General features: G+C 33.5%; 15 protein-coding genes. All 15 read right to left on the bottom strand.

The annotated features are described in order from the left end of the window. Positions 1-11 precede the first annotated feature (11 nt). Positions 12-1,298 (bottom strand): RIP metalloprotease RseP, encoded by a 1,287-nt coding sequence (rseP, locus tag HMPREF2642_RS08635; RefSeq protein WP_030064796.1) that lies wholly within the window; start codon positions 1,296-1,298, stop codon positions 12-14. Between the two features lie 239 nt (positions 1,299-1,537). Further along, complete coding sequence (locus HMPREF2642_RS08630; protein ID WP_002436308.1) at positions 1,538-2,320, bottom strand: phosphatidate cytidylyltransferase; 783 nt, start codon at positions 2,318-2,320, stop codon at positions 1,538-1,540. Positions 2,321-2,323: 3 nt separating this feature from the next. Further along, complete coding sequence (locus HMPREF2642_RS08625) at positions 2,324-3,094, bottom strand: isoprenyl transferase (RefSeq protein WP_002436351.1); 771 nt, start codon at positions 3,092-3,094, stop codon at positions 2,324-2,326. Between the two features lie 280 nt (positions 3,095-3,374). After that, positions 3,375-3,929, bottom strand: a complete 555-nt coding sequence (gene frr, locus HMPREF2642_RS08620) for a ribosome recycling factor (protein WP_002436295.1) — start codon at positions 3,927-3,929, stop codon at positions 3,375-3,377. A gap of 17 nt (positions 3,930-3,946) precedes the next feature. After that, positions 3,947-4,669, bottom strand: a complete 723-nt coding sequence (gene pyrH, locus HMPREF2642_RS08615) for a UMP kinase (protein ID WP_002436299.1) — start codon at positions 4,667-4,669, stop codon at positions 3,947-3,949. A gap of 136 nt (positions 4,670-4,805) precedes the next feature. Next, positions 4,806-5,684: a translation elongation factor Ts gene (gene tsf / locus HMPREF2642_RS08610; protein ID WP_030064793.1), complete on the bottom strand. Its 879-nt coding sequence runs from the start codon at positions 5,682-5,684 to the stop codon at positions 4,806-4,808. Between the two features lie 150 nt (positions 5,685-5,834). Then, a complete protein-coding gene (gene rpsB / locus HMPREF2642_RS08605; protein WP_002436327.1) occupies positions 5,835-6,623 on the bottom strand; it encodes a 30S ribosomal protein S2 in 789 nt (262 codons plus the stop codon). Positions 6,624-6,875: 252 nt separating this feature from the next. Further along, a complete protein-coding gene (gene codY / locus HMPREF2642_RS08600; RefSeq protein WP_002436324.1) occupies positions 6,876-7,649 on the bottom strand; it encodes a GTP-sensing pleiotropic transcriptional regulator CodY in 774 nt (257 codons plus the stop codon). 22 nt (positions 7,650-7,671) lie between these two features. Further along, positions 7,672-9,075: an ATP-dependent protease ATPase subunit HslU gene (hslU, locus tag HMPREF2642_RS08595; protein ID WP_070597782.1), complete on the bottom strand. Its 1,404-nt coding sequence runs from the start codon at positions 9,073-9,075 to the stop codon at positions 7,672-7,674. An 83-nt stretch (positions 9,076-9,158) separates the two neighbouring features. Then, entirely contained in the window at positions 9,159-9,701 is a 543-nt protein-coding gene (hslV, locus tag HMPREF2642_RS08590; protein WP_023350393.1) for an ATP-dependent protease subunit HslV, read from the bottom strand. Positions 9,702-9,704: 3 nt separating this feature from the next. Next, positions 9,705-10,595 (bottom strand): tyrosine recombinase XerC, encoded by an 891-nt coding sequence (gene xerC, locus HMPREF2642_RS08585; RefSeq protein WP_023350394.1) that lies wholly within the window; start codon positions 10,593-10,595, stop codon positions 9,705-9,707. A 236-nt stretch (positions 10,596-10,831) separates the two neighbouring features. Beyond that, a complete protein-coding gene (gene trmFO / locus HMPREF2642_RS08580; RefSeq protein ID WP_030064791.1) occupies positions 10,832-12,139 on the bottom strand; it encodes an FADH(2)-oxidizing methylenetetrahydrofolate--tRNA-(uracil(54)-C(5))-methyltransferase TrmFO in 1,308 nt (435 codons plus the stop codon). Positions 12,140-12,164: 25 nt separating this feature from the next. Beyond that, entirely contained in the window at positions 12,165-14,240 is a 2,076-nt protein-coding gene (topA, locus tag HMPREF2642_RS08575; protein WP_030064789.1) for a type I DNA topoisomerase, read from the bottom strand. 177 nt (positions 14,241-14,417) lie between these two features. Then, a complete protein-coding gene (dprA, locus tag HMPREF2642_RS08570) occupies positions 14,418-15,290 on the bottom strand; it encodes a DNA-processing protein DprA (protein WP_070597781.1) in 873 nt (290 codons plus the stop codon). 225 nt (positions 15,291-15,515) lie between these two features. Further along, complete coding sequence (gene sucD, locus HMPREF2642_RS08565) at positions 15,516-16,424, bottom strand: succinate--CoA ligase subunit alpha (protein ID WP_002436344.1); 909 nt, start codon at positions 16,422-16,424, stop codon at positions 15,516-15,518. Positions 16,425-16,438 lie beyond the last annotated feature (14 nt).

The raw sequence follows: 16,438 nt of genomic DNA, 5'->3' as shown, positions 1-16,438 counted from the left end.
TTCCTCCCTAATTATAAGAAATACCGTTGTATATCGTTCCAAGTTACGATAATCATAATAATAACAACAAATAATGCACCTGTTGCAATAATAGCTGTTTCAGCCTTTTTATTCACTGGCTTTCTGAAAATAGCCTCATATAATACAAATAAAATTCGACCACCATCTAACGCTGGAATAGGTAATAAGTTCATGATACCTAAGTTTACACTTAATAATGCTGTATAGCCTATTAGGTTGATAATACCAGACTTTACAACTGAGTCCACATTATGGTAAATACCTACTGGACCATTAAGCATGTCGAATGAAAAACCACCAGTAAAGATGCTAGCAATCATACCAACAACCGCTGAGAAGATTAATTTACCTTTATCAAAGAAATTATAAATTCCATAACTGATTGGTTTAAAAATACTGTGCTCCAACTTAGGTGCAAATCCGATTTGGTAACTTGTTTGCTTTTTGTTTTTGCTAATTTTGTTTTCTACCTTTTTGGGTTCAAGTTGCATTGTTTTTGAATGGTGATCTCTTTGTACTTTAATTGTTGTTTTAGAAGTTTTATTATCATCTAATACTTTTCTTATTTCACTAAAGTCTTTAATTTTATGATCACCGATTTCAACAATTTTATCACCTTTATGTAACCCAGCTTGATCTGCAGGTGAATGCTTTACTACTTCTCCAATTGTATTTGTAGGCGTACCTTGGTAATAAGCTAAACCTATAAATAACACTAATGCTAGAATAAAATTGAAGAGCGGGCCGGCAAAAAGTGTTAAAAATTTGGGTAATGGTTTCTTATGTGCAAACTGTCTATCTCTAGGGGCGATTTGTATAAGACTTCCATTTTCAACAAAATATGCCTTCTTAGCGATTGAGTAATGATGTCTTTCTTCATCATAAGATGTTATACCTTCTATATATAAATCATCTTTAAAGTCACATTTTTTAACTTCTATAGCTTCAATTTGTTGGAATTTATGTTGATCATCTAAAATAATATGCGTAATTTCATCTTTTTCATTTAATTTAATTTTTACGTTCATACCTGGTTGAACTGGTGGCTCTTCAAGTCCATCTCCAGCCATTCTTACATAACCGCCTACAGGTAATAAACGTATTGTGTATAATGTTTCATCTTTTCTAAAACTAAAAATTTTAGGCCCCATGCCAATCGCGAATTCAGGACAAATGATACCTGCTCTTTTAGCAAAGAACATATGACCGTATTCATGTACAGTAACTAGTACACCAAATACGATGATAAATGAAACTATTGTTATTAAATAGCTCATACTCTACACCTCTATTGATATTATGTTTAATTTTCAATAAATCTAAGTACTAGAATAAACAAATAATATAAAACATTATAATACGCTTAGATTCATTCTCTAATAAATATGTATAATTGTAGTTAACGATTTATACAGTGATAGTGTTCAAAAGGAGTTAAGAGACATTGCACTCTCTCCAATATCTCAATAACTCCTTTATTATAACATCTATTTTATTTTATAGACTGTACCACAAATTAAATTTGGATTAATAAAATATTTAATAGTGGTAAAACAAACATAAAACTATCAAATCTATCTAAAATACCACCGTGACCTGGTAAAATACGGCCTGAATCTTTGACACCAAAGTGTCGCTTAAATCCAGATTCAACTAAATCTCCTAATTGACCAAACATACTTAAAATCACTGTAACTATTAATAACAGCCATATGTTTAGATGGAAATTCACGAAAAATTGCATAATTAAAGGTACGAGTAAACTACAAATGATTCCCCCAATAAAACCTTCAATCGTTTTATTAGGGCTAATCACAGGCCATAATTTATGTTTACCCATCAATCGACCGAAAATATATGCTCCAGTATCTGTTAACCAAACTATTAGAAAGGCAAATAATATGTAATGTAATCCCTCTGAACGTGTTTCATAGAAATACATAAATCCAATACCTACATATGCTACCGACATAAGACAGAAAGCTGCATCCATAAAACTAAATCTGTTCTTAGATAGCACTGTATAACTTAGGACAATAAAACTCATAGCTATTAAGCTTTTAAGTTGTATAGTTTGTACCCATTCCCCAGCATCTTGAGGCAACATAATAATAATTAAGGCTAATGCACTAATAAATCCTGGTATAGATAAGAACTTAATCATGTTCATGTTTAATAGTTCTTTTAATGCAATTAAAGCTAATAAGTAAGCGAAAAGCATTAAAATCATGCCACCTTTTAGTAAGAATGGCAAGAATATTAATAAGGCAATAATTGCAGTTAATGTTCTTACTTTCATACTTTACTCCTCACTTAATCCCCCAAAGCGTCTTTGGCGCGATTGATAAATTTTTAAACATTCTTTTAATTCATTTTCATCGAAATCTGGCCATAACTTCTCATTAAAAATAAATTCACTGTATGAAGCTTGCCAAATTAAAAAGTTACTAATTCTTTGTTCTCCAGAAGTACGAATTAGTAATTCCGGATCAGGGTAATCGCGAGTCATTAAATGTTTGTTTAATAGATTTTCATCAATAGCTTCAGAACTTTGATGCGCAGATTGTAACTCTTCAAATATTTCTTTCATACTTTGAATAATTTCAGCACGTCCACCATAATTAATAGCGAAAATTAATGTTAATCCTGTATTATTCTTCGTCTTTTCTTTCGCTTGATTAATAGCTTCAATAGTTGATTGGGGTAAGCCTTCACCGAATCCAATTGTTTCAACTTTAACATTTTTTTCAATTAACTCTGGTAAAAATGTTTTAAGAAAATTAACAGGCAGATTCATAATATAATTAACTTCGCTTTCAGGTCTAGACCAATTCTCTGTGGAGAAAGCATAAAGTGTTAAATATTTAATACCAATATTACTCGCTTCTCGAGTAATTTTTTTGATTGTTTGCATGCCTTCATAATGTCCTTTTATTCTTGGCATTTTACGTTTTTTAGCCCATCGACCATTTCCATCCATAATGATGGCAACATGTTCAGGAATATTATGTAAATCTAAATCATTATTTAGATTATTTTCAGTCTTATTTTTATTTTTTAGCTTTTTAAACATGGTCTTTCCTCCGAGCCTGATCATCTCTGTTTTATTGTATAGGTTAATTAAACAATCATCTACCATTTTATCATACTCATTTATTCCATTGAATAAGCAAATAAAAAAACTGTACCAAAGTCCTACTTGGTACAGTTTAGACTATTAAAACATAAACATTCATAAAGTATTAAAGAAGTATGACCTCAAGTCGAGCTCACTAATTAATTCTTAGACACTTTATAAATATCATGTGAAGAGTAGTTATAAATTTTAATCTACTCAGTGACAAGTCACATGATTAAACAGACATGATATCTTGTTCTTTATCGTCAACTAACTGATCTATTTCTTTAATAGAGTTATCAGTTGCTTTTTGAACGTCATCAGTTTGACTTCTTAAGTCATCCTCAGTAATGTCACCATTTTTCTCTTCTTTTTTAAGATGATCATTGATGTCACGGCGAATATTTCTAATTGAAACTTTTGCATCTTCACCAATTTTTTTAACGTTTTTCACTAGTTCTTTACGTCTTTCTTCTGTTAATGCAGGAACAGAAATTCGGATGACCTCACCGTCACTTGTTGGGTTAACGCCCAAGTTTGCTGCGATGATTGCTTTCTCAATATCATCTACTGAAGTTTTATCATATGGTGAAATTACTAATAAACGTGCTTCAGGAACATTGATACTTGCTAATTGTTGTACTGGTGTTGGTGCACCATAGTAATCAACTGTTACACCATTTAGTAAATTTGAATTAGCTCGACCAGCACTGATGTTAGCTAATTCACGTGATAAGTTGTCGATAGATTTTTGCATTCTAGCTTTAGTATCTTTAATAATGTCACTCATTTTTTTACACCTCTAATTTATTTTGTAATCAGCGTACCGATTTTTTCTCCCATAACGGCGCGCTTAATATTTCCTTCTTCCATAATTGAGAATACATTTAATGGAATATTATTGTCCATGCAGAATGATGAAGCAGTAGAATCCATTACTTGTAAACCTTCTTGTAACATTTGAATATGAGTTAAGTGTTCATATTTAACGGCATTTTCATCAACTTTAGGGTCAGCTGAATAAACACCATCTACATTATTTTTACCCATTAAGATTACATCTGCTTCAACTTCAGCTGCTCGTAAAGCTGCTGTAGTATCAGTTGAGAAGTAAGGGTTACCTATACCAGCTGCAAAGATAACTACGCGCTTCTTCTCTAGATGTCTGATTGCACGTCGACGAATATATGGTTCAGCAACTTGTTTCATTTCAATTGAAGTTAAAACACGTGTATCACAATCTAATTGTTCTAAACTATCTTGTAACGCTAAAGCATTCATTACAGTTGCTAACATGCCCATATAGTCAGCAGTGCCTCGATCCATTCCTAAATCGCTGCCTGTTTTACCTCTCCAAATGTTTCCGCCACCAACAATAACTGCAATTTCACAGTCCATTTTAGCAACTTCAGCAACTTGTTTCGCTACACTTTTGATGATAATTGGATTGATACCGAATCCCTTATCTCCAGCTAAAGCTTCTCCACTCAATTTCAAGACTACACGTTTATATTTAGAAGTTTGAGCCATTTTCTTATCCTCTCTATAGTAGAAATATGTAAAAATATATAAGTAAAGAAGACACGGATGGCTCCTTTCTATAGCTCTAAAACTATTAGAAAGGAAACTTAATAGGTGTCTTCTTTCTTGTTAAAATTATGACAGATTATTTCATTTGTCCTTTAACTTCATCAGCGAAGTTTTCTTCGCGTTTTTCCATACCTTCGCCTACTTCGTAACGAACGAAGTCAGTAAGTTGACCACCTTTTGATTTTAAGAATGCTTCAACTGTTTCATCTGGATTTTTAACGAAGTTTTGATCTACAGCACAAATTTCTTGTAAATATTTACGTAAACGACCTTCAACCATTTTTTCTACGATGTTTTCTGGTTTACCTTCGTTTAATGCTTGTTGTTTTAATACTTCTTTTTCGTGGTTGATTTCTTCTTCGCTTACTTGATCAGAAGAAACATATTTAGGGTTGATTGCAGCGATGTGCATAGCTACATCTTTTGCAGCTGATTCATCAGTTGTACCTTCAACAACAGTTAACACACCAATGCGTCCGCCCATGTGTAGGTAAGAACCGAAAGCGTCATTATCAGATTTAGTTCTAATAGCAAAACGACGGATACTTAATTTTTCACCAATTGTAGAGATAGCTTCTTTCATTCTTTCATCAACAGTTTTGCCACTTGATAATTTAGTTTCTAATAAAGCGTCAACTGTTTCAGCTTTACTATCAAGAATTTGGTTAGCAATTTCTTTAACTAATTCTTGGAATCCTTCGTTACGAGCAACGAAGTCAGTTTCTGAGTTGATTTCAACGATAGCTGCTTCATTTCCTTTAACTTCTACGTGTACAAGACCTTCAGCAGCGATACGGTCAGCCTTTTTAGCTGCTTTCGCGATACCTTTTTCACGTAAGTAGTCGATTGCTTTATCGATGTCACCATCAGTTTCAGTTAGCGCTTTTTTACAATCCATCATACCTGCGCCTGTTTTTTCACGTAATTCTTTAACAAGTTTTGCTGAAATTGCCATTAATTTCTCCTCCAATATATAATTGTATTTATGATATACCCAAATTTTACCATTATTTTAGGTGATATTTCCAATACTCTATAACGATTTGTTTTACTTTTAAAAAAAGGTGATAAGCATTAGTATCTTATCACCCATTTAAACTATATCTTAGTTTGATTCAACAGAAGTGTTTTCTTCAGTTGTTTCTGCTTGTTCAGATTCTTCTTTTTCATCTAAATTGATGTTTTGTTCTGCAGCTACTTCTTCATTAGATACACCTTGTTGACCTTCTAAGATAGCATCTGCCATTTTGCCTGTTAATAATTTAACGGCACGGATAGCATCATCGTTTGCTGGGATAACGTAATCGATTTCGTCTGGATCACAGTTAGTGTCAACAATACCTACGATAGGAATATTTAATTTACGTGCTTCAGCAATAGCGTTGCGCTCTTTACGAGGGTCAACAACGAATAATGCTTGAGGCATAGATTTCATATCACGAATACCGCCTAAGAATTTAATTAAACGGTCGTATTCTTTTTTAAGTTCAACAACTTCTTTTTTAGGTAATACTTCAAACAATCCATCTTCTTCCATTTTTTCAATTTCAGAAATACGTTTGATTCGTTTAGAGATTGTTTTGTAGTTAGTTAAGATTCCACCTAACCATCTTTGGTTAACGTAGAATTGACCAGCACGTTCTGCTTCAGCTTTAACTGATTCTTGTGCTTGTTTTTTTGTACCTACGAATAAGACTTTACCGCCATCTTCTGATACTTGTTTAAGGAAGTTGTATGCTTCTTCAACTTTTTTCACTGTCTTTTGTAAGTCAATGATATAGATACCATTTCTTTCAGTGAAGATATATTTTTTCATTTTTGGGTTCCAACGGCGTGTTTGGTGACCGAAGTGAACACCGGCTTCAAGTAATTGTTTCATTGAAATTACTGCCATTTTAAAATTCCTCCTATTGGTTATTTACCTCCATAATCAACTCATATAAAGACAAATCCAAAGATTTGCACCCTCTATATTTACATTAATTATGTGTGTATTGGCTTAATAGCCGTCAATTAATATATCATAACTTGTCCAGAAACGCAATGCCTTTGTGTCTGAACAATGAATAATATTTATGATCACATATAAAAAGAGTATCGCTCATGATATAGCTGACACTCTTTTTTATATTTGATGTTTTATTAATTATTTTGTTCTTTCTAATTCATCTAAGAATTTTTCTTTTTTAACTTTGATGAAAGTACCTTTCATACCTAGTGAACGTGATTCAATGACACCAGCACTTTCTAATTTACGTAATGCATTTACAATAACAGATCTAGTAATACCAACACGGTCAGCCACTTTAGAAGCGATAAGTAAACCTTCATTTCCACCTAACTCTTCAAAGATATGTTCAATCGCTTCTTTTTCAGAATAAGATAGTGAATTGATAGCCATTGTGATTGCAGCTTTATCACGAGCCTCTTTTTCAACTTCGTTATGTTTCTCACGTAAGATTTCCATACCAATTACAGTTGCAGCGTATTCACCTAAAACTAGGTCGTTCTCATTAAAGTCATCTTGAACTCGACCTAAAACGAGTGTACCAAGTCGTTCTCCTCCACCTAATATAGGGAAAATAGTTGTTCTACTGTTTACAAAAACGTCTTTGTTTTCAGGAGGGAACACTGTTAAAACATTATCAATGTCAATGTTAGATTGTGTTTGTTTAACATCCATAAGTTTTTCAGTATACTCACTAGGAATATGTCTTTCCTCTAACATATTGATAATTCGCTCACTCTTCAATAACTCGTTAAGACTCGACCCTAAAATTTTACCTCTTCTTGATACGATAAATACGTTTGTGACTGTAACGCTACTGATCGTTTGTGCAACATCTTTAAAGTCTACTGCAATGCCTTTATGTTTTTGTAATAACGTGTTTAATTCTCTAGTTTTAGATAATAAGCTCATAATTTTTCTCCTTCTATTTATATTATAAAATAAATGCACTTAAATCCTTATTCGTTGAGATAGTTTTTAGTTTATCATCAACATATTGTGGTGTTATGTCTACAACAGCATGTGGCATATTTGGTGCTTCGAATGATAAATCTTCAAGCATCTTTTCTAAAATTGTGTGTAATCTACGAGCACCAATATTATCAGTGTCTTGGTTGACTTGGTAAGCAATTTCAGCTAAACGTTTGACCGCTTCTTCAGTGAAGTTTACAGTCACTTCTTCAGTTTGAAGCAACGCTTCGTATTGCTTAATTAATGATAACTTAGGCTCTGTAAGAATTCTGACAAAGTCGTCAACAGAAAGACTTTCAAGTTCTACTCTGATTGGGAAACGACCTTGTAATTCTGGAATCAAATCACTAGGTTTTGAAACGTGAAACGCACCAGCACCAATAAATAGTATGTGTTCAGTATTTACAGTACCATACTTGGTTTGAATCATGCTACCTTCAAGGATTGGTAAAATATCTCTTTGAACACCTTGGCGTGAAACATCTTGACCACTATTTTGATTATTTGTTGCTACTTTATCAATTTCATCTATAAAGATAATACCCATTTGTTCTGCAAGCTCTAGAGCCTCTTGGTTTGCTGTTTCTTGATCTATAAGTTCATCAGCATAATCATCAGCAAGTATTTTTCTTGCTGTTTCAACAGATACCTCTCGTTCAACTTTCTTTTTAGGCATCAATTGGTTCATCATGTCTTGCATTTGTTGATTTTGATTCGTTCCTAGCATGCCCATAGCTGCTGGATCTTGTTCTACTTTTATTCTTACTTTTTCTTGTTCAAGTTTACCTTCTTCTAATTGCTTCTTAATTTCTGAACGCTTAGTTTTTATTTCTTCAGTAGGTGGCTCTTCCTCTTCTTCATTATTTTGACCAAAGTTAGGAATTGCACCTCCGAAAAGATTTTCAAGAGGATTATTTCCTTGAGAAGCCTTCTTCTTCATACTTGGAACTAACAATTTAACAAGCTTATCATTCGCTTTAGCAATCGCTTCATCTTTGACGAGTGCTTTCTTCTCTTCTTTCACTAAACGAACAGCTACATCAACTAAGTCTCTTACCATACTTTCAACGTCTCGACCTACATAACCTACTTCAGTAAATTTAGTAGCCTCAACTTTAATGAAAGGTGCACCAACTATTTTAGCCATTCTTCTAGCTATTTCAGTTTTACCTACGCCAGTTGGTCCAATCATTAAAATATTTTTAGGTGCGATTTCTTGTTTAGCTTCTTCATCTAATAAACTTCTTCTATAGCGATTTCTTAATGCAATCGCTACTTTACGTTTTGCGTCATCTTGTCCAACAATGTATTCATTTAATTTAGATACGATATCTTTTGGAGTCAATTTAATTCCATTTGTATCCATATATAACATTCCTCCATCTTGTTACTTTGTAACTAAGATTCATTTCCTAATTCTTAAAAATAAAATCACATTATGCAATTCAACTACAATGTTTCAACGATAATATTATCATTAGTAAATACGCAGATGTCTGCAGCAACTTTCAAGCTCTCATAAGCCATTTCTTTAGCAGAAAGTTGTGAAGCATGTCTTTTAAGCGCTCGACCAGCACTTAAAGCATAATTGCCTCCAGACCCAATAGCGATAAGATCATCATCTGGCGCAATAACTTCGCCTGTACCACTTACAACAAGAATTGCATCTTTATTCATAACAATAAGCATTGCTTCTAATTGTCTTAACTGCTTATCTCCACGCCATTCTTGTGCTAATTCAACTGCCGCACGTTCTAAATTACCGCTAAATTGTTGTAGTTTTGTTTCAAACTTTTCGAAAAGCGTGAATGCATCAGCAACACTACCAGCAAATCCTGCTAACACTTTCCCTTCATATAAACGTCTAACTTTTCTAGCAGTTTGTTTCATAATAACTTGTTGTCCAAGAGTAACCTGGCCATCACCTGCCATTGCAGCTTCTCCATTATGACGTACAGCGTAAATAGTTGTTGCATGTAAAGTATTACTCATAACTTACTCTCCTTTTTTTGCTCGAGGATGTGCATTTAAATAAACCTTGCGAAGTTGTTGATTTGAAACATGAGTATAGCGGCCTGTCGTTGATAAATTAACATGACCTAAAAGAGATTGAACTGTCCTCAAATCAGCACCTTGATTTAATAAATGCGTTGCAAACGTATGTCTGAGTTTATGGGGGTGTATATCTGTGACACCAGCAGTGCGTTTAACTACATCATTGAGAACATACCTCACACCACGTTCAGTAATAGGCGCACCATTCATATTAACTATAAGATATTCATGGTCATTAGTTTTTCTAGGTTGAAATTCGTCTAAATATCTTTCAATACTCTGCTTACAAAATTCACCAAAGGGAATGAAACGTTCTTTATTTCCTTTACCTAAAACTTTCACTCCAGGTAAATTCATATCTATATCTTTAATTTTGATATTAACTAATTCAGACACACGTATTCCTGTTGCATATAATAATTCAATAATAACCCTATCTCGTATGCCCTTTTTACTATCTTGCTCCACAGTTTGAAATAAAGCTTCCATTTCTTCTTCATAGAAGAATTGAGGAAGGTACTGTTCTTTCTTAGGGTGTACAAGTTGAACAAAGGGGTTAACTATTGATTCATCTTGAGTCATCCAATATTCATAAAAAGTACGTAAAGTAGAAATTTTTCTCGATACTGTCGTTCTTTTTAAATTATGTGAATATAAAAATGATAAATAATTTCGAGCATCTTTATATTCAAATGTAGCTAAATCTAAATGTTCACTAACTAAAAAGTCATTAAATTGAATCAAATCATCATGATAGGATTTCAAAGTATATTCTGAAAAATTTCTTTCTACCTTCAACATGTATAAAAATGTTTTTTGGATTTCATTCAATATAATTCCCCTCCATCATATTGCATTGTAGCATATGAATGATAGGGCATACAGTAATTTGGTAATCAATTCAAAATCTTTAGAGAATTAATGTCAAAAAGAATTTATAAAACCTTGAATTATTAAACCTATAATGCAAGATTTAAATATTACCTATTCACCACAAAACAATCGAATCATTCCATAAAAAAACTAGGTAGTAATTATTTTACTACCCAGTTGAACTATTATGCTCATCAAAGTGTTTGTTTATAATTATCTAGATATTCGAGCGCTCTATTTGCTTGAGCTTCATATCTTTCTTTTTTATCTTTAATTCGCTTTTCTAATGATGGTAATAAGCCGAAATTAGCATTCATAGGTTGGAAGTTTTTCTCATTTTTAGCATGAGAAATATAATAGGCCATACTTCCTATCATCGTCTCTCTAGGGAAAATAACTTCTCCTTTACCAGCAAGTTTATGAGCGAGATTAATTCCCGCAACCAAACCGCTTGCCGCACTTTCTACATAACCTTCTACACCAGTCATTTGACCTGCAAAATAAAGATGCTCATGACCCTCAAGCTCGTATTTTTCATTTAAAACGTCAGGAGAGTTGATAAATGTATTACGGTGCATCACACCATATCTCACGATATCCACATTCTCTAATCCAGGAATAAGACGTATAACTTCTTTTTGCGCGCCCCATTTTAAATGTGTTTGGAACCCTACGATATTGTAAAGTGTTCCTGCTGCATCATCTTGTCTCAATTGTACAACTGCATATGGACGTTCACCTGTTTTAGGGTCCTCAAGTCCTACAGGTTTCATTGGACCAAATAGTAAAGTTTTACGACCTCTTTCAGCCATTACTTCAAAAGGCATACATCCTTCGAAATATTTTTCTTTTTCAAATTCATTGACGGGTGCTACTTCAGCTTCTAATACAGCATCATAAAATCTATTAAATTCTTCTTCTGTCATAGGACAATTAAGATAAGCAGCTTCACCTTTGTCATAACGAGATTTTAAGTAAACTTTGTTCATGTCTATTGTATCTTTTTCTACAATCGGTGCCGCTGCATCATAAAAGTAAAGTTGATCTTTACCTGTAATATCAACTATTTCTTGAGCTAAGTGTTCTGTCGTTAGTGGACCTGTAGCTATAATTGTGTATCCTTCAGGAATATGATTAACTTCCTCATTTAATACTGTTATATTGGGATGATTACGAAGCGTATCAGTGATATAACCAGCAAAATCGTGTCTATCTACAGCTAGAGCTCCCCCAGCTGGGACACGTGCTTTATCAGCTGCTTGAATAATTAGAGAGTCCAGACGTCTCATTTCTTCTTTAAGCACACCAACTGCATTTGTCAGAGAATTACCTCTTAGTGAATTAGAACATACAAGTTCAGCAAATTTATCAGTGTGATGAGCTGGAGTTTGTTTCACTGGTCTCATTTCAATTAAATTAACTTTTACACCACGCTGAGCTAACTGATATGCCGCTTCAGAACCTGCCAATCCAGCTCCAACGACATTAACTGTTTGAGTCATCATTTTCCTCCTAATTTAATTTAATCTATTTTTGAACTTCTTCCTTGTAATCACAGTTAGAACAAACGACCTGGCTACTTCTACCTTTTTTCTTATCTACTAAGTAGTGGTTACATTTAGGACATTCTCTTCCTACTGGTTTATCCCAAGAAATGAAGTCACAATCAGGGTATTGAGAGCATCCGTAAAATATTCTATTCTTCTTGGATTTCCGTTCAACTACTTCACCCTCATTACATTTAGGACATGTTACTCCGATAGATTTAACAATAGCTTTAGTATTTCGACAATCAGGGAAATTAGAACAAGCCATAAACTTACCATATCTTCCCATTTTAATCACCATAGGTGAACCACAGACTTCACAATCTTCTCCAGCTGGTTCGTCTTTAATCTCTATTTTTTCCATTTCCTCTTCAGCACGTTCAACATCTTGCTTGAAACTATTATAAAAATCACCAACTACTTTACGCCAATTCGTATCTCCCTCAGCTATTTTATCTAATAAAGTTTCCATGTTAACAGTAAACTCTACATCAATAATTTCTGGGAAGTACTCTTGGACTTGTTCATAAACAATTTCGCCAAGTTCTGTTGGTACGAATCGTTTACTTTCTAATTTAACGTAGTTACGCTTTTGAATAGTATCTATAGTCGGAGCATAAGTTGAAGGTCTTCCTATTTTAAGTTCCTCTAGTGTCTTAACTAAACGTGCTTCTGTATAACGTGGAGGCGGTTGAGTAAAGTGTTGTGCAGGTTCAATTTGAGTTGCTGTAACTTTATCGCCTTCCTCTAATTTAGGAAGTTTATTTTCTTTATCATTTTCTTTATCATCTTTAGCTTCAACATATAGTGTCATGAAACCTTTGAATTTTATAGTCTGACCATTTGCTCTAAATTTAATATCATTTTGAGTAACATCGAGTGCAATAGTATCCAAAATTGCTGGAGCCATTTGGCTTGCCACAAAACGTTCCCAAATTAATTTATACAGACGATGTTGATCTCTAGTTAAATAAGGTTTCATTTCATCTGGAGTTCTTAAAGTACTTGTAGGTCTAATCGCTTCATGGGCATCTTGGTCACCTTGTTTACCGGTTGCCTTACGTTTAGACACATATTCTTTACCATATTTATCAGTAATATAGTTATGAGCTTCTGACTTTGCAGAGTCTGATATACGTGTAGAATCTGTACGCATGTAAGTAATCAAACCGATAGTACCTTGACGTTTTAAATCAATACCTTCATATAGTTGCTGCGCTAACATCATAGTTTTACGAGCTTTGAAGTTTAACTTACGTGCAGCTTCTTGTTGAAGGGTTGAAGTAGTAAATGGGTTAGCTGGATTACGTGTTTTTTCTTTCTTATTTACATTCGTAATTTCAAATTGATCTCCATCAAGAGCTGTTGTAATTTTCTCAACGTCTTCTTTTGTATTTAATTTGTAAGGTTTATTTTTATAATGGAGGAACTTAGCATTAAATTTAGACTTTTTATATCTAAATTCCCCTTCAATAGTCCAATATTCTTCTGGTTTGAAATTACGTATTTCATTTTCTCGGTCGATAACTAAACGAAGAGCTACTGACTGAACACGTCCTGCAGATAAACCTTTTTTAACTTTCTTCCATAATACAGGAGAGATATTATAACCCACGAGTCTATCCAGAATACGACGTGCTTGCTGAGCATCAACTAAATCCATTTCAATACCTCTAGGGTGTTTGAAACTATCTTTTACCGCATCTTTTGTAATTTCATTGAATACTACTCTGTTTTCTTTTGAGTCTTCTAGTTCTAAAATTTTTGATAAATGCCAGGCAATCGCTTCACCTTCACGGTCGGGGTCACTAGCGAGAAAAACTTTTTTAGCTTTTTTAGCATATTTCTTTAAATCTTTAACAACCGGACCTTTACCGCGAATTGTAATATATTTTGGTTCATAGTTATCTTCAGTATCGACACCCATTTGACTTCTAGGCAAGTCACGTACGTGTCCCATTGAAGCGATAACTTTGTATCTTTTTCCTAAATATTTTTCAATGGTTTTAGCTTTTGCAGGCGACTCAACTATGACTAAATTATCTGCCAAAGTGATTTCCCCCTTGCAAATTGAATTACTAAAGATAAATGATAAACGCTTAATTTTATGTTTGTCAACGTTTTAATTTTTAAATTCACATTTTGTTACAAATATTATTAATTTTGTCACATAAAACTTTAACTAATTTAATACATGTCATTCACTATAAATAGAGGTATATTCAAAAGTATTTTAGAAAATGTAGTCTGAAAGAATACTACTTTCATCTAAAACGACTTGTGCCCCCTCTTGAAGTCTAAGTAAATTACTTTTGGTCATAGGATTAAACATTGATCCTGGTAAAACATATACATTCCGGTTTTGTTCTAAAGCGCAGTCTACTGTTATTTGACTACCGCTTATTTTCTCTGCTTCTGTAATTAATAGACCCCGAGCGAGTCCACTAATCAATCTATTTCTTTCAGGAAATTTATATCTGGTTATGGGAGAATGAGGTGGATACTCACTTATAACTAGTCCTTTTCGTTCGATATTCTCTCTTGTCTTTAAAGATGATTTAGGATAATGATATGAATGGCCGAAGCCAAGAACACCTATTGTTGGAAGTTTATTTTTTAGTGCGACTTGGTGAGCTATACTATCTGCACCATATGCTAATCCGGAAATAATCGTCATTTTCAGTGATTTAAATGATGGGAAAAGGTATTCCAAAGCTTGAGTTGTATATAAAGTTGACTTTCTTGAGCCTATAACAGCTAAAGTATGAGGACAATTAAATAGTTGTTTATTTCCTTTATAAAAAATTACATATGGGAAATCATAAATTTCTTTAAGTAATTGAGGATAATGTTTGTCAAAGTAAGTTAAATATTTGAGGTTCATTTTAGTCATTTCTTGAAATATAACTTCTGTATTAAATGATTTAAATAAGCTCAATTTTCTCCTGACTGTGGATGAGGTTTGTCTTTTAGCCCAATCCTCAATCATCTCATTTTGAATTAGTGCATTTTCTGAAATAACTTCTGGATATTCTTTAATAAATTGATGAACTTGCGTTGTGGCGAAATTAGCCCAATAGAGCTTCAATAAAGTGTGTTGAATCACTATGCATTACTCCTTTAGAAGTATTATAGCTCAATTTAACCCAGTTGGTTATTACTATTCAAAGACATATAAGTGTTAAATTTAATGTGATTGTAAGGAGTAATTTTCCAAACTCATTTTTCATTAAACGGTGACGAGTTTCTACTATTATATATATCACTTCCACTAAGACTATAAAAAAACTCGAACCTAATTAAAGGTTCGAGTCTAATAAAAATCTATCAATTATTTATCAACTGTTAATAATTCATCATAGATTCCAGCTTTTTTAGCTGCTTCGATTAAAGTTGTACCAATTTCTGATGGTGTATCTGCAGTTTCAACACCACAATCATTTAATGTTTTGATTTTTTCATCTGCAGTACCTTTACCACCAGAGATAATTGCACCAGCGTGTCCCATACGTTTTCCTGGAGGTGCAGTTTGACCACCAATAAATCCTACTACTGGTTTATTCATATTATCTTTAATCCATTGTGCAGCTTCTTCTTCAGCAGTACCACCGATTTCACCAATCATTACTACTGCTTTAGTTTCAGGATCTTCATTAAATTCTTTTAATACATCAATGAAGTTTGTACCATTAACTGGGTCACCACCGATACCAACAGCCGTTGTTTGACCGATGCCTTCTTCAGTTAATTGATGTACGGCTTCATAAGTTAAAGTACCTGAACGAGATACAACACCTACGTGACCTTTTTTATGAATGTAACCAGGCATAATTCCGATTTTACACTCATCTGCCGTAATAACACCTGGGCAGTTTGGTCCTACTAAACGTGTCTTACGTCCTTGTAAATAACGTTTAACTTTAACCATATCCACAACTGGAATATGTTCAGTAATACAGATAACCATATCTAATTCAGCTTCAGCTGCTTCTAAAATTGAATCTGCAGCAAATGGTGCTGGAACGTATACAACTGATACGTTAGCGCCAGTTTCATTTTTAGCTTCTTCAACTGTATTATAAACAGGAACACCTTCGACAACTTGTCCACCTTTACCTGGTGTTACCCCTGCGACAATTTGTGTTCCATAATCAAGCATTTGTTTTGTATGGAAAAGGGCAGTAGACCCTGTGATACCTTGTACCATTACTTTCGTATTTTTATCAATAAATACACTCATCTTAGTGCTCCCAT

Origin of the sequence: Staphylococcus sp. HMSC055A09 (assembly GCF_001809655.1) — a bacterium.
In the GTDB taxonomy this organism is placed as follows: domain Bacteria; phylum Bacillota; class Bacilli; order Staphylococcales; family Staphylococcaceae; genus Staphylococcus; species Staphylococcus capitis.
This window is presented reverse-complemented; position numbering and strand designations above follow the sequence as displayed.